Annotated in this window: 14 protein-coding genes; 6 read left to right on the top strand and 8 right to left on the bottom strand. The window is 48.3% G+C overall.

Annotation, left to right across the window (positions count from 1 at the left end):
- Nucleotides 1-179: 179 nt before the first annotated feature.
- From pepE to AAHN97_RS14325, 6 genes are all read right to left on the bottom strand, one after another.
- Nucleotides 180-884, bottom strand: coding sequence for a dipeptidase PepE (gene pepE / locus AAHN97_RS14300; protein WP_343302713.1), 705 nt, complete (start codon nucleotides 882-884; stop codon nucleotides 180-182).
- A gap of 111 nt (nucleotides 885-995) precedes the next feature.
- Nucleotides 996-1475 carry a hypothetical protein gene (locus tag AAHN97_RS14305; RefSeq protein ID WP_343302714.1) on the bottom strand — a complete coding sequence of 160 codons (480 nt, stop codon included), beginning with the start codon at nucleotides 1473-1475 and terminating at the stop codon, nucleotides 996-998.
- A gap of 35 nt (nucleotides 1476-1510) precedes the next feature.
- On the bottom strand, nucleotides 1511-1849 hold the full coding sequence (locus AAHN97_RS14310; RefSeq protein ID WP_343302715.1) for a hypothetical protein: 339 nt from the start codon (nucleotides 1847-1849) through the stop codon (nucleotides 1511-1513).
- A 12-nt stretch (nucleotides 1850-1861) separates the two neighbouring features.
- The gene (locus AAHN97_RS14315) at nucleotides 1862-2434 is read right to left on the bottom strand and encodes a hypothetical protein (RefSeq protein WP_343302716.1); all 573 of its coding nucleotides are present in this window, start codon (nucleotides 2432-2434) and stop codon (nucleotides 1862-1864) included.
- A gap of 173 nt (nucleotides 2435-2607) precedes the next feature.
- On the bottom strand, nucleotides 2608-4464 hold the full coding sequence (locus AAHN97_RS14320) for a histidine kinase (protein ID WP_343302717.1): 1857 nt from the start codon (nucleotides 4462-4464) through the stop codon (nucleotides 2608-2610).
- Between the two features lie 12 nt (nucleotides 4465-4476).
- Complete coding sequence (locus tag AAHN97_RS14325; protein WP_343302718.1) at nucleotides 4477-5211, bottom strand: LytR/AlgR family response regulator transcription factor; 735 nt, start codon at nucleotides 5209-5211, stop codon at nucleotides 4477-4479.
- 49 nt (nucleotides 5212-5260) lie between these two features.
- On the opposite strand from AAHN97_RS14325, the gene map reads away from it, so the two are divergent.
- Together map and AAHN97_RS14335 are read left to right on the top strand one after the other, a co-directional pair.
- The gene (gene map / locus AAHN97_RS14330) at nucleotides 5261-6025 is read left to right on the top strand and encodes a type I methionyl aminopeptidase (protein ID WP_343302719.1); all 765 of its coding nucleotides are present in this window, start codon (nucleotides 5261-5263) and stop codon (nucleotides 6023-6025) included.
- Nucleotides 6026-6284: 259 nt separating this feature from the next.
- On the top strand, nucleotides 6285-10271 hold the full coding sequence (locus AAHN97_RS14335; protein WP_343302720.1) for a DUF7594 domain-containing protein: 3987 nt from the start codon (nucleotides 6285-6287) through the stop codon (nucleotides 10269-10271).
- A 156-nt stretch (nucleotides 10272-10427) separates the two neighbouring features.
- Here AAHN97_RS14335 and AAHN97_RS14340 read toward each other — a convergent pair whose 3' ends face one another.
- Nucleotides 10428-11273 (bottom strand): AraC family transcriptional regulator, encoded by an 846-nt coding sequence (locus tag AAHN97_RS14340; RefSeq protein ID WP_343302721.1) that lies wholly within the window; start codon nucleotides 11271-11273, stop codon nucleotides 10428-10430.
- 113 nt (nucleotides 11274-11386) lie between these two features.
- On the opposite strand from AAHN97_RS14340, the gene AAHN97_RS14345 reads away from it, so the two are divergent.
- The 4 genes from AAHN97_RS14345 to AAHN97_RS14360 are packed head-to-tail and all read left to right on the top strand — an operon-like array spanning nucleotide 11387 to nucleotide 17211.
- The gene (locus AAHN97_RS14345) at nucleotides 11387-12226 is read left to right on the top strand and encodes a phytanoyl-CoA dioxygenase family protein (RefSeq protein ID WP_343302722.1); all 840 of its coding nucleotides are present in this window, start codon (nucleotides 11387-11389) and stop codon (nucleotides 12224-12226) included.
- Nucleotides 12227-12251: 25 nt separating this feature from the next.
- Nucleotides 12252-15110, top strand: coding sequence for a PVC-type heme-binding CxxCH protein (locus AAHN97_RS14350; protein ID WP_343302723.1), 2859 nt, complete (start codon nucleotides 12252-12254; stop codon nucleotides 15108-15110).
- 50 nt (nucleotides 15111-15160) lie between these two features.
- Nucleotides 15161-16330, top strand: coding sequence for a DUF5009 domain-containing protein (locus AAHN97_RS14355; protein ID WP_343302724.1), 1170 nt, complete (start codon nucleotides 15161-15163; stop codon nucleotides 16328-16330).
- 11 nt (nucleotides 16331-16341) lie between these two features.
- Entirely contained in the window at nucleotides 16342-17211 is an 870-nt protein-coding gene (locus AAHN97_RS14360; RefSeq protein WP_343302725.1) for an aldose 1-epimerase family protein, read from the top strand.
- 189 nt (nucleotides 17212-17400) lie between these two features.
- Here the strand turns inward: AAHN97_RS14360 and AAHN97_RS14365 are convergent, their stop codons facing one another.
- Entirely contained in the window at nucleotides 17401-18108 is a 708-nt protein-coding gene (locus AAHN97_RS14365) for a DNA alkylation repair protein (RefSeq protein ID WP_343302726.1), read from the bottom strand.
- Between the last annotated feature and the right edge of the window lie 2 nt (nucleotides 18109-18110).

Consider the following 18110-nt stretch of genomic DNA (forward strand, 5'->3'; position numbering starts at 1 on the left):
TGTGTACCTGCTTCGTAAAAACGTGTGATTTTGCGGGTAGTATTTTGTTTTTGAAGCCTGTTTGTTCTGCTATATCTCCTTTATACCCTCTTTCATGATGTTCCGGAGCAGCTCCGCAGCTACTTTACCTCATTTTCACATCAAGTCCGCCTTTTACCCGTAGATGACCCATACTTTCCTCACAATATCGCCAGATCTCCCCCGGTCCCTAACTCATAAGCCTCCCTCCCAACCTTAAAGATCCTCGCACTCAGTTCTCCGCGTAAACGGATCTCTGTTCCGGAAACCTCAATCCAGCTCCCTTCCCGTAAGCCTATCACCGTTACATCCTGTTGTGTATGAAACTCCCTGATCCTCGTTTCCCTTGTTTCACCCATGTGTTTTATCTCCGGTATTGGGTCCAGGTAATGCGGGTTGAGATTGAAAGGTACCAGGCCCATGGTTTCAAAAGAAGGCGGGTATACAATAGGCATGTCGTTGGTGGTTTGCATATTCACCCCACCGATATTACTGCCTGCACTGGTACCCAGGTATGGTTTCCCTTTCTCTACTTCCGCACGTAACACATCCATCAGTTCCAGCTCATGCAGTTGTTTCACTAATAAGAAAGTATTACCGCCGCCGGTAAAGAAACCTTCTGCATGTTTTAAAGCCGTTGCCGGATCTTCGAAAGTATGCAGGCCTTTTACACGCACGCCGATAGCAGCAAATGCATCCGCTGCCCGTTGTGTATAGTCATCATGAGAGATGCCGCCGGGCCGGGCGTAAGGCACAAAAATGATCTCGGAAATACCGGAGAACAGGCGCTGCATCACCGGCTGCAGGTAAGCCAGGTAATCCTGGCCGGATAAAGTGGAGGTACTGGCTAAAACGATCTTCATCATAATACCCAAATGTAAAAAAACTCTCCCGTTTAACGGGGAGAGCTTTTTATCTACAGTTCTGATCCTGGTTTTAGATGGCGGAAAAACCGGGAGCATGGTTTCCATAAACAGCTACATGAAAAGCTGATCATCACCTGCCTTGGCAGATAATACTGCTTTTTCAAACCGCTGAAATAACATAGATACAGGGAGATCAGGTAATGCATCCAGCCGCAGGAGAACGGCCTGATGCGCCAGCAGTGAAATACGGTAGGTGGGCGGTCCTATTACCATCAGTAACTGTTCCAGCGGATGGTACCACAAATATTGCATCGGCCAGTCCGGAAACCGCTGCGAGACTACCTTGAAAAAGTAAGCACCCGCATGTGTGGCCAGCCATTGTTTCCTGTCGTGATTCAATGAGCTGTCCCTGGCTTCCGAAAGGATCACATCCAATAAATGCAGACTGTTCTTTTCATAGTTCAGTCCATAGCCGAACCGTTCTTCATAAAATCTCCTGAATTCTTCCGCCCGCCGCTCTACCAGGGAAACATGTTCAATGGAAGGCCGGGTATACTTTATACGTTTGCGGAAAAAGCGGAAAGAAAACATACTGCTGGATTTTGTGAACAGGCAAGCGAACAGGCTTACGCGAACTTTGCCTTGATTGCCTCCGCTACTTCTTTTTCCAGTTTATTCCAGGAGGAAAGCAATAATAACCTGGTGGCAAAATTGTTAAAGAAGATCTTTTCTATCACCATGTTCGGTACAATACCGTCCACGTCCACTATTTTTTTCTTTTCATTCGGCGCTACACAGATCCCTGCCACGCCATTCTTTTTCACCAGTACACACTGTGCGCCGGAGAAGTTAAGCGTCCAGCGGTCGTGTACCACTTTGCATTCGTACTTATGACCCAGTTGTTCCTGCAAAACCTGTTGTATCTGGTTGAGGGTGGGTATGTTGTTGTTATACTCAAGTGTCATGATATAAGGGTTTTAATACATCATTCTGATAAATTCACCTTTTTCGTTGTAACTCAGCTGAAAATCTGTTCCGCCATTCTTAGGCTCTACATAGATAATGATCCTGAGGCCATCATCCGGACTATTGATCCTGCTGGGCATGGAGATGGCAACCATGGTGGCTACCATGTCTTTCATCTGTTTTTCTTTCTCCACTCTTTCTACGGATGCCTTCACGAGGTCAGGAATTTTCTGGAGGTCTTGCACCTGCTGCAGGGTGAACATGAAATCCTTTGGTTTGGCATCTCCTTCTATTTCCAGTGTGATTTCGGACTTATCCTCCCAGATACCTTTTTGTTTTAATTTCTCTGTCAGCTTATTGGAGTTCACATCTTTTGTTCCGGTGGCAACGGTACTGGTGCCGATGCCATCGTGGTAGGACATATTAATGCTGGTATACCCTGCGTTTTCCCCGAATTTATCTTTCAGTTCGCTTACAAGGGAAGCAATGCCTTTGCTGGTTTCAAAATCCCGGCCGCCGCCACCGAAGTATTCGCAGGCAGACAGGATAACCGCAAGCAGCATAAAACAGCTGATCTTTTTCATGCAACAAGTTTTAGGTTTTGGAATGGTTTTTCATCATTGTGGCACAAACATAGGGGCAGTTAAAGAGGAAATGGGGCTACAATATAAAAGCGCGCGGACTTTTCTGAAATCCGCGCGCTTACATGCATTATTTGATTATTGGGTTCTGCTGAAGGTTATTAGCTTGCTGAAGGTCATTTAGTCCTGCGGAGAGGGATATCCAGTTTTACAAGCACCCCCTGCCCGTTCAGCGTCCCTTTGTCTGTAATACTCAAATGGGCCGGTTGGCGGGTTTGACGGCTCAGCATGGTCAGCCGTTCCTGCGTGATAATGGTGGAAAGGGATTGTTTATCCGGCGTAGCCTCGCGAACCGGCAGCATGCCATTGCCGTTATCTTCTATTTCACAGTGCAGCATCCACTGTGTTCTGCGTATGCTTACGCGGATGAGGCCTTTGCGCGGCAGCTGGCGGATACCATGCAGGATGGCGTTCTCTACAAAAGGTTGTAATAACATAGGAGGAATGAGCAGCTCATCTTCTTCATACTGTTCATACACATCAATCTCATAGTCAAAATCACCTTCAAAACGCATGGCCTGCAGGCCCAGGTAGTTTTGCAGCGCCAGCACTTCATCTTTCAGCGGCACAAAACTTTCGCGGGCATTCTCTAAACTGATGCGCACCAGTTTGGCAAACTTATTCAGATAGCGGATCGCTTTCTCCTTTTCATCATTCCTGATAAAACTTTGTAAAACACTCAAAGTGTTGAAAATGAAATGCGGTTCCATCTGGCTGCGCAACAGGCGTTGCTGAAGGGAAGTTTCCAGCAGTTGTAACTGCAGTTTGCGGCGGCGCCAGAGTAATAAGCCCAGTGTTGCCAGTAATACTCCGCCAACGATCATTCCAATAATGATCACCTGCTGCTGGCGGTGGATCTTATGGTTAGCTTTATTTTCAAAGGCCAGTGCGGCAATTTCATCGTCCTTGGCTTTCACCGCATATTTTGTTTCCAGCTCTCTTCCCTGCATGGCAAGGGAAGAATCATTTTCCGCCCTGTAACTTTCATAAGAACTATCTAATGCGGCATAGGCAGCAGCGTATTGCCCCTGTGCAGCCAGGTTGCGCGACCTTCTCTTCCATACACTGGTGAGGGTAGACTGCTCTCCCATGCTGAATGCAGTATCCAGGTAGGCGGCGGACTGTTTGTATTGCTTCAGTTTACTGTAGGTTTCTCCCAGGGCATAATATGATTCCCCATCCAGTTGATCCAGCTCCCTGCTGATGTCCATGGACTTTAGCAGGTAGGGTAATCCTTCTTCCGGTTTGCCCGTTTGTGAGAGCAGGAGGCCCAGGTTCCCGTATTTCACCGCATCGAAATGAGGGCTGGCAAAGCTGGTATCTGTTTCCATTGCTTTGAAGAAAATAATGGCGGAATCCGGCTGGTCGTTATCCGCATAATATTTGGAAATGCCATTGGCAAATACTGTTTTCAGAATAGGGCGGGAAGTGCGATGAAAACCTTCGAAGAGGTATTTCTTCACAGCAGGCAGGTCGCCAATATCCATATAGATTTCGGAGAGGCGCAGGCAGATGATGGCCAGGCCTGGCGTATCTATTTTAGCGGCTTCGTAATAGGCTTCTTTGGCTACTTTCAGGGCACTGTCATTATACCCTTCCTCATGCAGGATATCGATCAGCTGTATCTTGCCGGCCAGTACCTGTTTCCCTGTGGAATCTTTCTTGAGAGCCAATGCAATGGATTCATTGATCACTGCCCTCGCACTGTCATACTTCTTTTCCTCTCCAAACTGCACCCCTTTGAAGCGCAGGTAAGAGCAGGTGAGTATATAGTTATTGAGCTGCTGCACAAAAGGATAGATACTATCCAGCAGCCGGCCTGCTTCCCTGGGACGCTGGTTATGAAAATGGGGGTTGACGGATTCTTTCATGAATGCCATCAGCGTGTCTGCCTGACCGTTAGTAACGGCCACTTTTTTGGGTGCACAGGCAATGATACAGCACAGGAATAATACAACAGGAATAAGGCGCATGGTTAAAACGGATTAGCGGTTACCGGTAAGGAATTCCATCACCAGGTCTTTCCGGCGGGTAGATACAGGTATCTCCACACCATTACGGAGTACCAGGTACCCATCCTTATGGTACCGGTCTATGAACTGATGATTCACTAAATAGGATTGATGCGGGCGGAGGAACTTTGCTTCGGGCAATAGCTCTTCATATTCTTTGATGGACTTGGATGCAACGATCTTCCTCCCGTCTGTTAAAAAGAAAGTGGTATAACCTGCATCACTCTGGCAATACACAATCTCCTCAAAAGCAACGATCTGCAGGTATTGCTGCGAGCGCAGGACGATCCTGTTCTGCAGGCCGCCCTGTTTCAGGTGCTGCTGTGCCAGGGACAGTTGTTCCGGCGCTACGGCTTTCAGCTGTAACACCCTTTGCAATGCCTGCTGCAGTTCCTCTTCATCTACAGGTTTCAGCAGGTAATCCAGTGCGCCATACTTGATGGCTTTAATAGCATGGTCATGGTGGGCAGTGATGAAGATCACTTTACAGGAAAGCGGCCCCGCTTCCTGCAGGATGTCAAAGCCGGTACCGTCTCCCAGGGAAATGTCCAGCAGCAGAAGGTCTGGCTGCGTGGCAGGGATCAGCACCCTGGCTTCCGCCACGCTGCCGCAGGTACCCACCACTATAAAACCGGGCTGCTGTTGCAGTAATGCCTGCATATCTCTGCGGATAGCCGGCTCATCATCTATGATCACTACTCTAATCATGCCGCTAAAATATTCCATTTTCGTATCTTGCAGGCTATAAAAGAATAACATGTCAATTACAACACAGGCAGAACTGGCAGGTATGCAGAAGGCAAGTGAAGCAGTAGCCCTCACTTTAAAGAGTATGCGGAATTATGCACAACCGGGCATGAGCACCGCAGAGCTGGATGAATTCGGCAGGGCTGCACTGGAAAGTTTCGGCGCAAAATCCGCACCTAAACTCACGTACGGCTTCCCCGGCTGGACCTGCATTAGTGTGAACAACGAAATTGCACATGGTATTCCCACCAAAAGAAGGATCCTGCAGGAAGGAGACCTGGTGAATGTGGATGTTTCCGCAGAGCTGGATGGTTTCTGGGCAGACAATGGCGGATCATTTGTATTAGGGCAGGACATTCATCAGCACCAGGTGCTGGTAGATGCTTCCAAAGACATTTTAAAGATCGCTATTGCCAATATACATGGCGGTGTGAAGATTGCAGACATCGGCGGCCTGATTGAAGCAGAAGCGAAACGCCGCGGATACCGGGTAATCAAAAACCTCACCGGACACGGCATTGGCAGAAACCTGCATGAAGAGCCGCATTCCATTGCCAACTACTACGATAAATACAATAAGACCCGTTTTAAAAAGAACAGCGTTGTGGCCATCGAAACATTTATCTCCACCAAAGCCACCTGGGCATACGAAAACGGAGATGGCTGGACGCTCACTGCGAAAGATGGCAGTTTTGTTGCCCAGCATGAACATACCATTATGGTAACAGACGGAGAACCCCTGATCTTTACAAAGGATAACGATATCTGGAATTAACCGTTGCACAAAATCCTATCTGTAAATGGCAAAATACTATGCTTGGTTATGCAACCGTTTGCATAACTTAGTAATATACTGTTTCACATAGACCCGTTATAGAAAGAGCCCACAGTACATTCTACCTGACATCTACTACATAATGACCTGACTGTATGCCGGTAATCCGGTGCAGATCCGCTATGCACGGTACTTAACGCCATACCCCATATCGCAGACTATCCAAGATTTTTGTTAACACTATAAAACCCGGTCCCTTATGATCAAAACTGATGTACTCAACAAATTCAGGCATGTGGTAATTCCCCTGCTGCTGCTCTTGTTACTTGCCGGCATGCAATCGTATGCACAGACTTTACCGGCTAATTTCCAGCGGGTATTGGTAACAGGCGGCCTTACCGGCCCTACTACTTTTGCCCAGCTGCCGGATGGCAGGATCCTTATTGGCCAGCAGAACGGCCAGCTAAGGGTATTCAAGAACAATGCCCTCCTGGCCACCCCTGCGGTGAGCCTTTCTGTGAACACCAGCGGAGAGCGCGGATTAATAGGCATTGCCGTTGACCCCGCCTTCAGCACGAACAATTACATTTACCTGTACTACACCTCGTCCTCCGGCCCGCATAACCGTGTAAGCCGCTTCACCATGTCCGGCGATCTGGCCACTGCAGAAACCGCTATCCTTGACATGCCCACCCTCAGCGCCATTTATCACAACGGTGGCGGCCTTGCCTTTGATAATACCGGCAAACTGCTCATAGCAGTCGGGGATAATAAGGTAGGGGGTAATTCATCCAACCTGGACAGTTACATGGGTAAAGTATTGCGCATCAATACAGATGGCACGGTGCCCAGCGGCAACCCCTTCAGTGGCGGCGCACAACGCAGCCGTGTATGGGCCTATGGTTTGCGGAATCCCTTCACACTGAATGTGGACCCTGTAAGCGGAAAGATCTATGTAAACGATGTAGGTGAAGCTACCTGGGAAGAAGTGAATGATGCTTCCGTAGGTGGCCGCAATTTTGGCTGGCCCTCTAAAGAAGGGATCTGCTCCAGCGGCTGTACAGGCCTTACCAATCCCATTTACTACTATGCCACCAACCGGAACGATCCACCCGCAACCGGCCAGGGATGTGCCATCAATGGTGGTGCCTTCTTAAACGGATCTATCAGCAACTGGCCGGCCACTTACCATGGAAAATATTTCTTCCTGGATTACTGCGGTGAATGGATTGATTATATCAACCCCTCCTCTCCCGCTACCCGCAATGCTTTCGGCACAGGTCTGAGTGATGGCCTCACTACCCTGAAACAAGGTATAGATGGCAATCTCTACTTCATCAGAAGAGGTAACAACTCTTTGTACAAAATTATTTACAGCGGCAATGCAGCACCGGTGATCACTACACAACCGCAAAGCATTTCCGTACCACAGGGGCAAACGGCTACGTTCTCTGTTACAGCTACCGGTAACCCAACACCCACTTACCAATGGCGCAAAGGCACCACTAATATCTCCGGTGCCACTGCTTCCAGTTATTCGATCAGCAATGTGCAATCCACACATGCGGGCACTTACAATGTAGTGGTAACCAACAGCGCAGGCAGTGTAACCAGCAATAATGCCACCTTAACGGTTACTGCACCCAATGCCTTCCCTGTAGCTACGATCACCAGTCCTGCCAATGGATCTTCTTTCCGTGGCGGCGATCAGATCAGCTTTACCGGCACGGGCACGGATGCAGAAGACGGCAACTTACCGGCCAGCGCTTACACCTGGTGGGTAGATTTCCATCACGCCAATCACACGCATCCCGGCCCTGAATTAGCAGATGGCGTTACCGGCGGCAGCTTCCCCATTTCTGCGGAAGGCCATACGGAAACGGATATATGGTATCGCCTTTATTTAGAAGTAACGGATTCACAGGGAGAGAAAGACACTACTTACATAGAGATCTTCCCTGTTACCGCTGATGTTACATTACAAACGGTACCGGCTGGTTTACAACTTACGCTTAATGAGATCCCATTCACCACACCGGCTACACAGGAATCCTTATCGGGCATGGTACGGCCACTGGCAGCACCCAGTCCGCAAACACTCAACGGCACTACCTACATCTTTGATTATTGGGAACATGGCGGTGCACGGCAGCAGAACATTACGGTAACAGATGCAGATGTTACTTACACTGCGCATTTCAAAGTAGCACCTGCGCCGGTGAACCTTACACCATTACATGATGCGTATGTGCGGGATGGCAGCAATGCCGCCATTACACATGGCACTACGGATTCTACTTTGCTGATCACCAAACTATCACCTTCAGGCCAGCTCAACAACGCAAGAGAATCTTACCTGCAGTTTGATCTGTCTTCCATCAGCAGTCCGCTTGCTTCCGTAGTACTGAAAGTATATGGTAAAGTAGACCTTACTACCGTTCCATCTGTAGGTGTAGGCGCTTACTCCGTAGCTAATACTACCTGGACGGAGAACACGCTTACCTGGAACAACAAACCTGCTACCAGTGCCAGCCCGCTGGCTACTGTAACCGTCATCAACACAGCTTACGCGTATTATAATTTTGATGTTACTGCTTATGTACAGGCGGAAAAAGCAGCAGGCAGGAATAAAGTGTCCTTTGCCCTGAAGAGCCAGGTTGCGCATGATCCGCGCATCTTCTGGAACTCCAGTGAATTTGGCTCCAACCCGCCTTTACTGTCTGTGATCACAGATGCCGGTGGTAATATCAGTCCTGCTGTATCCCTGACTGCTCCAACAAACGGCGCATCCTTTACAGCACCTGCTAATATCACCCTCACCGCAACTGCCACAGATAGTGATGGCACTGTTACCAAAGTGGAATTCTTCAATGGCGCCAGCAAATTGGGAGAAGACCTGGATGCGCCGTATTCTTTTGCATGGAACAATGTACCTGCAGGTACTTACAGCCTTACTGCAAAAGCAACGGACAATGCAGGTGGCATCGGCACCTCCTCTCCGGCAGTTAATATCACGGTAACGGGTGCACCTTCCTGCGACCCTGTTACGGCCAGCGGAGATGATGGCAACGTAGCGGCCAATGTACTGGATAACAACCTGGCCACACGCTGGTCTGCCAATGGAGACGGGCAATGGATCGCTTTCTGCCTCGGCAGTGTGCAAACAGTGACCGGCGTACAGATAGCATTCTATAATGGTAATGTGCGTTCATCCAATTTCGACATACAGGTGAGCAGCAACGGTACCAGCTGGAACACCGTAGCAGCAGGCCTTTCCAGCAGCGGCACATCGCTGAACCTGGAAACCTTCACCATCCCTTCTCAAAGCACACAGTATGTGCGGATCCTTGGTCACGGCAACTCAGTGAATCTCTGGAACAGTTATACGGAAGTGAAGATCACTACCAGCACCGGTTCTACTGAAACCACCCTTGCACCCATACACGATGCTTACGCAAGGAATGGTACCTCTGCCACTATCACACATGGCACTACAGATCCCAATGCATTGGTAGTGAAACTCAATTCCAATCCTGCTGCCGGTAACGACCGTCAGGCCTTCCTGACCTTCAACACCAGCAGCATCACCAGCACTGTTACGAATGTGAAGATCAGGCTGTATGGCGGGCTCTCTGATAACAGAAGCAGCAATACACCATTGACCGCCAGTGCGGTAGCTACTACCAGCTGGACGGAGTCTGCACTCACCTGGAACAATAAACCTGCAATAGGTTCAACACTGGCCACTACCACCATCCCGGATTCCATCCCGAGATATTATACCTGGGATGTAACCAGTTATGTACTGGCAGAAAAAGCGGCGGGCAGGCATACGGTTTCCTTTGCTATTACAGCTACCACGGCCACTACGCCTATCCTTTCTTTTAACTCAAAAGAAGCAGGCAGTAATGCACCGCAACTGGTGGTAACACATAACACCAGCCTTGCGAAACAGGCAGTTACGGCTCCGGCAAAAAGCAATGTGGATCTTGAAACTGCATTGCAGGGATTACCAAATCCATTCGGTGATAACCTAACGGTGACCTACACACTAAAAACAGCAGGCCGCGTACAGTTGTCTTTAATTGACCTGAGCGGCAGACAGGCGGCGGTATTAACCGATGCAGTACAGGCTGCCGGCACACACCGTGTGAATCATAGAACAGGGCATCTCCCATCCGGTATGTATATTCTGAAACTGAGCCATCATGGCAAAGTGATCACGCAAAAACTGGTGAAGGAGTAATTGAAAAAGCAGGGCCATAAAACGGCCCTGCTTTTTTATATAAAATCAGATGTATTGGCGGCTGTATTGATAGTGGTTATATGTTGATGTGAATGAAACAATCTTTTGCACAGCGTGCTTATTGACAGCTGTGCTGATATAAAATCAACCTGCATTTCACACCCTGTGCTTTTGCCGGAATTGAGAAGGGGAAAGCTTCACCACTTTCCTGAATTGCTTATTGAAATTCGTCATGTTGTTGAAGCCGCTTTCCTGGCAAACATAACTGATGCTGAAATTACCCTTTATCAGCTGCCTGCAGGCATGGCTTACCCTTATCTGATTTACAAAGTGCGAGAAGTTTTTCCTGGTTCTGTTTTTAAAATACCTGCTGAAGCTGGAAGGGCTCATCATGGCAATACGCGCTATTTCCTGCAACTGGATCTCCTGTTTAAAATTGGCCAGTACATAGTCGAAGATCTTTTGCAGCCGGTCGTTTTCCCTGTTACTCCTCCCGATCACCTCAGGACTTGAAAGCATGGCATATTCAGTAGACTCAGATAGTTCCTTCAAAATAGTAAGCAAACATAGCAGCCTGTCGATTCCCGTACAGGAAAGCAAGGCCTCCATCTTCCCGGCAACACTCACCGCCGTTTTCGCACCGAAGTGCAAACCCATCTTAGACTTCTCAAACAGTAACAGGATCTTTTGCATCTCGGGGATCTGCAAAAAATCTTTCCCTAAAAATTCTTCCCTGAAGTGGATCACCAGCGAACCACCCTGTTTTTCTCCATCATCTTTCCGGTACCAGTGCGGCAGGCTCGGCCCCAGAAGGTCCAGTTCACCTTCACTGTAGTCGGACACATGATCGCCAACAAAACGCCTGCCCTTTCCATGGATGATCAGTACCAGTTCATACTCCGGGTGATAATGCCATGGGGTTTCAAAATAAGGCGTGATGTAACGGTCCGCTACAAAAGAGGATTGTTCAGGAAGTGGCAGTTTTTGGATGAGGGACTTCATGATAAAGTTAAAATACTTAAATTCATGGAACAGGCGGTTAAAAATGTCAAAATAGTTGTTTTTTTAGGTCGAATAGTTGTAAACCTGCCCTGCTTAAATTCCCAAATTTGGATATGGACACATTATTCACTCCTGAACAAATAGCACAATACCACCGGGATGGGTATATCATCGTGAAAAACCTTGTTTCCCAACCTGAAACAGCGCTGCTATATAAAACGGCCCTGGAAGATGATGCCATGCGTAAAAACGCGCTGGACCTCAACGACCAGTCCGGCAAGAAAACAAAATTGTCCCTTTGGTTCACACCCGGCAATGATGTGTTCGGGTACTTAACCCGCAGTGAAAAACTGGTGGGCAGGGCCGCACAGCTAATGGACAGCGATTCCCCCGTTTGCCATTTTCATTCCAAGCTCATGCAAAAGGAACCTAAGGTAGGCGGCGCCTGGGAATGGCACCAGGATTATGGCTACTGGTACAAAAACCAGTTTATGTTCCCGGACCAGCTCTTGTCTATCATGGTAGCCTTAACAATCGCGAATAAAGAGAACGGTTGTTTGCAGGTGATCAAAGGATCCCATAAACTGGGCCGTGTGAACCATGGCTTTGCCGGTGAACAGGTGGGTGCGGATATGGTGATGGTCAACAACGCACTGAAAACAATGGAACTGGTGTATGTGGAACTGGAACCGGGCGATGCGCTCTTCTTTCACAGCAATATCCTGCACCGCTCCGAAGCCAACCTTTCTGATCATCCGCGCTGGTCAGTAATTTCCTGTTACTGTTCACAATCCAACCTTGCTTATAATGAAACATCCACATCGTGGAAAGAACCTGTACAAGTGGTGCCGGATGAAGCTATCCTGCAATGGAAAGCCGCTTCTTTGTCTGAAGCAGACTTCCTGAAAAAAGAGAATGACCCGGCTTTGAAAGACACGGGGTGGGAGAAATAATTGTAAATAGATAACGAACCACGCTATGAAGATCATGTATTGCATACTGTCTGCAATTTTACTCAGTTCCTATGCCTGCAGGCAACCTACAAAAGAAATCGTTAAAAGCCTCGACCTATACCTTCCCGAAGACCTGGAAGTAACCTTATGGGCGGAATCCCCGCTGTTCTATAATCCCACCAATATGGATGTGGATATCAAAGGCAGGATCTGGATCACAGAAGCTGTAGACTACCGCAACTTCAGAAATGATTCTACCAAACATCTGCATCATGCACAGGGAGACCGTGTGATGATCCTGGAAGACAGGGATGGCGATGGCCGTGCGGATACTTCCAAAGTTTATGTGCAGGACAGAGACCTGATTGCACCCGTGGGTATTGCCGTGATCGGGAATAAAGTAATAGTATCCTGCTCCCCCAATCTCATTGTATACACCGATGAAAACGGAGACGACCAACCGGATAAAAAAGAGATCTTCCTGAAAGGCTTCGGCGGCCTGGACCATGATCATGCGCTGCATGCACTCTTTGCAGGCCCGGATGGCAACTGGTATTTCAACACAGGTAATGCAGGGCCGCATGTGGTAACAGATAAAAGCGGATGGACTTTACGTTCCGGCAGTATCTATACCGGCGGCTCACCCTATAACACCAAGAACAATGGCAATATGAAAAGCGATGACAGCTGCGTGTATGTGGGCGGGCTCGCTTTACGCATTCAGCCGGATGGAAAGGGTTTAAAAGTATTGGGCCATAACTTCAGGAATTCCTACGAAGTGATCCCTGATTCATACGGTAACCTCTGGCAGAACGACAATGATGACGAAGTGATCGCCTGCAGGACCACCTGGCTGATGGAAGGCGGTAACGCGGGTTATTTCAGTTCAGACGGAACCCGCACCTGGCAGGGAGATCACCGCCTGGGACAGGAAGCGTTCACCGCACACTGGCACCAGGACGATCCGGGTGTAATGCCGGCAGGCGACCGTTCCGGTTCAGGTGCACCCACAGGTATTGTTGTGAATGAAAGTGATGCTTTGGGCAAAGATTACTTAGGCATGCTGCTGAGCGCTGATGCCGGAAGGAATGTGATCTTCGGTTATCATCCTTCCCTGTATGCTTCCGGTTACAACCTGGGAAAAAGACAAGACCTCATCAGCTCTGTGTTGAATGCTGACAGCAATTACGTGTGGCATGACTCTGCTCATAACAACAAAAAAGAAAGCTGGTTCCGGCCCAGTGATGTAACCATTGGTACAGATGGCGCCATCTATATTGCAGATTGGTTTGATCCTGTAGTGGGCGCCCATTTGATGAATGACAGTGTGGGATATGGAAGGATCTACCGGATAGTACCCAAAAACAAAAAACTCACTGCGCCCAAAATTGATATCAATACCACTGAAGGCCAGATAGCTGCTTTAAAAAGCCCGGCCATTAATGTGCGCAACCAGGGATTTGTAAAACTGAAAGCGCAGGGGCCAGCAGCTGTTCCGCATGTGCAGGCATTGTTGAAGGACAAAAATCCCTTTATCAGGGCAAGAGCGGTATGGTTGCTGGCGCAGCTGAACACAAAAATAGTGGAAGCTTTGTTGAAAGATCCAGATGTTCAACTGAGAGCTACTGCTTACCGCGCGCTTCGCCAGAGCGGCAATGACCTGCTGCCCTACGCAAAAGCAATGATCAACGATACTTCCGCATTCATAAAAAGAGAAGTGATCAGCTCCCTGCGGGATTCCTCCTACGAAAAAAAGAAACCGCTGCTGCTGGAACTGATCAAACAATACGATGGTGAGGACCGCTGGTACCTGGAGGCCCTGGGCGCCAGTTTAAAAGGCCATGAATCAGATATATACCCGGAGATTGTAAAGATATTCGGAGAAGGAAAAGAACCTTCCGCCTGGAACCGTAAAATGGTCTCCCTTGCATGGCGCTTGCATCCACCGGAAGCAATTAATGCTTTAACAAAACGGGCAGGTGATACACTCTTGTCTATAAAAGACAGGCAGGAAGCCATGACCGCGCTTGGCTTTATGAATACGAAACCTGCAGCGGAGGCTATGCTGGCACTGTCAAAAGGGAGTACACAGGAGATTGCAGAAACCGCAACTTACTGGCTGGCTTTCCGGCAAAGCAATGATTGGGTAGACCTGCTTGACTGGAAGGAGCTGGACCTGAACCCATACTATGAGCGCAAGCTGGCAAAGATGAAATTGAAAAAACAAACGATCATGGACAAACGCCAGCCCTTTGATGAAAGAAAATTCCGCGCACAGCAAATGGCCATGGATACGGTGGGAGGCCAGATGCTGATAGGCATGGCGGAAGCAAAGACCATTCCTGAAGACATGTTGCCTGTTATAGAAGAAAAGATCTTTAACAATACTGACCCCACCATCCGGATGCAGGCGGGCAAATACTTCAAACAACCCGGCTCAGAAAGGGCTTACTCCATACCGGATATGCTGCAACTGAAGCCGGATGCTGCAAACGGCAAAACCGTGTTTACAACCCGCTGCGGCAGTTGTCATAAACTCGGCGATAAGGGCAATAGCATCGGCCCTGATCTGACAGGTATCGGAAAGAAATTCGATAAAACCGAACTGCTGGATGCGATCGTGAATCCAAGCGCCGGTATCGTGTTCGGCTATGAGTCCTGGCTGGTAAACACCAGTGAAGGTGAAACGCTGTTCGGCTTCCTGCTCTCGGAAAACAAGCGGTCCATTGTTATCAAAGACGTGAGCGGTCAAAAACATGTAGTGGACAAAAAGAAAATAAGCTCGCAGAAAAAGCAGGAAAAAAGCCTGATGCCCGATCCCTTCAGTAACAATCTTACTGAAAAAGATATCAGCGATGTAGTGGGATTTTTAAAGAGCATATAGCTAAAATATTATAATATTTTAGCTATCTTGATCGGTAAATCCCTAACTACATGACCGTAACACAACGCATTGCCGCTATCGACATAACCCGCGCACTGACTATGTTCCTGATGATATTCGTGAATGACCTCTGGTCCCTGCACGATATTCCCAAATGGCTGGAACATACTGCTGCAAAGGACGACGGGATGGGGCTTGCGGACACGGTGTTCCCTGCATTCCTTTTTATTGTGGGCATGAGCATCCCTTACGCGATCAGCAACCGCATCAAAAAAGGCGATACTTTATGGCAACTGATACGCCATGTGGTAGAACGCTCCATAGCACTGCTGGTAATGGGCCTTTTCTTTGTGAACGGAGAAAACCTGAATGCAGCCGCTACCGGTATGCCACGCGGCGTATGGAACATCATCTGCTGCATCTGTTTCATTTTCATCTGGAACCAATATCCCGCAAAGTTTCCTAAAACAGCACAGAACGTGATCAAAGGTGTGGGTATAGTTACCCTGCTGATGATGGCCTGGATCTGCAGAGGCGGAGAAGGAGATGAGGTACAACGTTTTGCTACCTACTGGTGGGGGATCCTGGGATTGATCGGTTGGGCCTACCTGGTAAGTGCCATGGTATATGTATTGGGGAAAGGCAATTTTATAGTGAATGCAGTAGCCTGGTTGCTGTGTTTAGGATATAGCATGGCGGTACATGGGGATGTGGCACCGGGGATCTTCGGATATATTGCAGACGGCGCTATGCCCGCACTGGTGCTGGGTGGTGTACTTGTTTCCCAGATCTTCCGTCACTACAGCACTGCCGGCAAATGGCAATCCGTAATAGCTGTACTCAGTGCCTTAGCCGTAGTATTACTCACTGCAGGATTTTTAACACGGCCCATATGGGGTATCTCCAAGATCATGGCAACACCCAGCTGGGTACTGATCTGCAGCGCTATCACCATCGGCGTGTTCATCTTCACCTACTGGCTGGCAGACCTGCAGCAGAAAGCATCCTGGTTTAAGGGCATCAAAGCAGCGGGTACTGATACCTTACTCTGTTATCTTATCCCCTATTTCGTATATGCGCTCCTTTCCCTCGCACATCTCAGTTTCCCTGACATGATCTCCGGCGGTGCCATCGGCATCGTAAAATCACTCGTATTCTCTTTCCTGATGATCCAGATTGCCGGATGGATCAGTAAAGGAGGAATCCGATTGAAACTGTAACTTTGTATTCTATGTTGGAAATAGCAAACGAATACCTGCAGGTAAAGATCAGCCCGGCAGGCGCAGAACTGCAAAGCATTATCCGGAAGGACAATCAACTGGAATACCTCTGGAGCGGTGATCCCGCATTCTGGGGAAAGAAGAGTCCCGTGCTCTTCCCCATTGTTGGCGGATTAAAAGAAAACACTTACCAGTACAAAGAACAGCATTACCAGTTGGGAAGGCATGGCTTTGCACGGGAAATGGAATTTGCTGTTACGGAACATACCGCAACAAGCATTACTTTCAATATACAGGACAATGACCTTACCCTGCTGAAATATCCTTTTCCTTTCAGCCTCAACATCCGTTACAGCGTTAAGGATGCTACCCTGACGGTTGGATATGAAGTGCAGAATATGGGCGATGAAACAATGTACTTTTCCATCGGTGCACATCCTGCATTTAAAGTGCCCCTGGTGAATGGTACTGCTTTTGAAGATTACAGCCTGCATTTCAGCGATCCGGAAACAGCACCGCTGTGGCTGTTATCTTCTGCCGGTATTGTCAACAACCAGCCCAGCCCTTACCTCGATCATACAACGGAGCTGCCTCTACGCAAATCCCTGTTCTACAACGATGCACTGGTGTTCAAACACCTGGCTTCCACTGCTATCTCCATCAGGAGCGATAAAACACCGCATGGCTTAACCGTACATTTCCCCGGTTTCCCTTATATGGGTATCTGGAATGCAAGGGATGCAGACTTTGTTTGCATTGAACCCTGGTACGGTATTGCTGATCATGAAAATGCAACGGGTAAGCTGGAGGAGAAAGAAGGTATGATGGCCCTTTCACCTGAGCAGATCTTTTCTTCACAATGGTCTGCCGTGTTCTTCTAAGAAATTAACATTTTCAAACTCGTTTGCGCCTATGCGTTACACCATCCATTAACACCGTTGGATGGCAGGAATCTTACATTTGCATCGGCCTTTAGATTTATAATCTGCCAACTGATAAAGTTGTAGTATGATTTGGATTTCTGGTTGATTAAAAAAAGCGCTCATCTTCAGGGATGAGCGCTTACTATTTTAACACTTAATGGTTTTCTTCTTTTTAGCCCCGCCTGGCCGGTTTCGGGAGGCGTTGATATAATCTTCTGCCGCAGGAACTTTACAGGCCGTATCGCCCATATTAACGCTTACAATGCCCACTTTCTTTGCTACCGCAATGGCCTCTTTATTCAAAGCATCCACATAAGTACCTACGCCTATCACAAATCCGTTCATCGTATAACGTACCCTGTTAGGGGCTGTATGGATCTCTGTTTGTACCCGTTTCAGCAATTCCTTCAGCTTCGGCAGGTCCAGCTCCTCATCCGGTTTCATGGATACGATGCCACCCAGTGTATTCCAGCCGCTGCAGGCAATTTGTTCATCTTTGGAATCTATCCATTTCAAAGCAAGTTTCCAGCCCTGCGGATGTTCGGAGGTTACCCAGGGAACGGTGTATTCATTGATAGAAGGTGACTTCGCGTTTTTCACCCAATGCTCCAGTTGCTTCTCCGTCATAGCACTACCGTCTGCTACCAGGCCGGCAAGATACATGGCATCATACACACCGCTTTCATACAATGCAAGCGCGAGTGCCTGATCTTTTTTGATCTTCTTCTGCAACACTTTCAGGTCTGCCACTTTAGCACCGTAAACAGGCTCCTGGCAACCGTGTTTCATGAGTGTGTTTTTCGTGGAAGCACTACCGTAAGCTTTGATAGCGTCCAAAACTTCCTGCAATGTCATTG

The sequence above is a fragment of the Chitinophaga niabensis genome, assembly GCF_039545795.1.
Taxonomy (GTDB): domain Bacteria; phylum Bacteroidota; class Bacteroidia; order Chitinophagales; family Chitinophagaceae; genus Chitinophaga; species Chitinophaga niabensis_B.

What these genes read in the sequence shown, in the direction of transcription:
- pepE (WP_343302713.1), bottom strand. Translation starts at nt 884, where the DNA reads ATGATGAAGATCGTTTTAGCCAGTACCTCCACTTTATCCGGCCAGGAT.
- AAHN97_RS14305 (WP_343302714.1), bottom strand. Translation starts at nt 1,475, where the DNA reads ATGTTTTCTTTCCGCTTTTTCCGCAAACGTATAAAGTATACCCGGCCT.
- AAHN97_RS14310 (WP_343302715.1), bottom strand. Translation starts at nt 1,849, where the DNA reads ATGACACTTGAGTATAACAACAACATACCCACCCTCAACCAGATACAA.
- AAHN97_RS14315 (WP_343302716.1), bottom strand. Translation starts at nt 2,434, where the DNA reads ATGAAAAAGATCAGCTGTTTTATGCTGCTTGCGGTTATCCTGTCTGCC.
- AAHN97_RS14320 (WP_343302717.1), bottom strand. Translation starts at nt 4,464, where the DNA reads ATGCGCCTTATTCCTGTTGTATTATTCCTGTGCTGTATCATTGCCTGT.
- AAHN97_RS14325 (WP_343302718.1), bottom strand. Translation starts at nt 5,211, where the DNA reads ATGATTAGAGTAGTGATCATAGATGATGAGCCGGCTATCCGCAGAGAT.
- map (WP_343302719.1), top strand. Translation starts at nt 5,261, where the DNA reads ATGTCAATTACAACACAGGCAGAACTGGCAGGTATGCAGAAGGCAAGT.
- AAHN97_RS14335 (WP_343302720.1), top strand. Translation starts at nt 6,285, where the DNA reads ATGATCAAAACTGATGTACTCAACAAATTCAGGCATGTGGTAATTCCC.
- AAHN97_RS14340 (WP_343302721.1), bottom strand. Translation starts at nt 11,273, where the DNA reads ATGAAGTCCCTCATCCAAAAACTGCCACTTCCTGAACAATCCTCTTTT.
- AAHN97_RS14345 (WP_343302722.1), top strand. Translation starts at nt 11,387, where the DNA reads ATGGACACATTATTCACTCCTGAACAAATAGCACAATACCACCGGGAT.
- AAHN97_RS14350 (WP_343302723.1), top strand. Translation starts at nt 12,252, where the DNA reads ATGAAGATCATGTATTGCATACTGTCTGCAATTTTACTCAGTTCCTAT.
- AAHN97_RS14355 (WP_343302724.1), top strand. Translation starts at nt 15,161, where the DNA reads ATGACCGTAACACAACGCATTGCCGCTATCGACATAACCCGCGCACTG.
- AAHN97_RS14360 (WP_343302725.1), top strand. Translation starts at nt 16,342, where the DNA reads ATGTTGGAAATAGCAAACGAATACCTGCAGGTAAAGATCAGCCCGGCA.
- AAHN97_RS14365 (WP_343302726.1), bottom strand. Translation starts at nt 18,108, where the DNA reads ATGACATTGCAGGAAGTTTTGGACGCTATCAAAGCTTACGGTAGTGCT.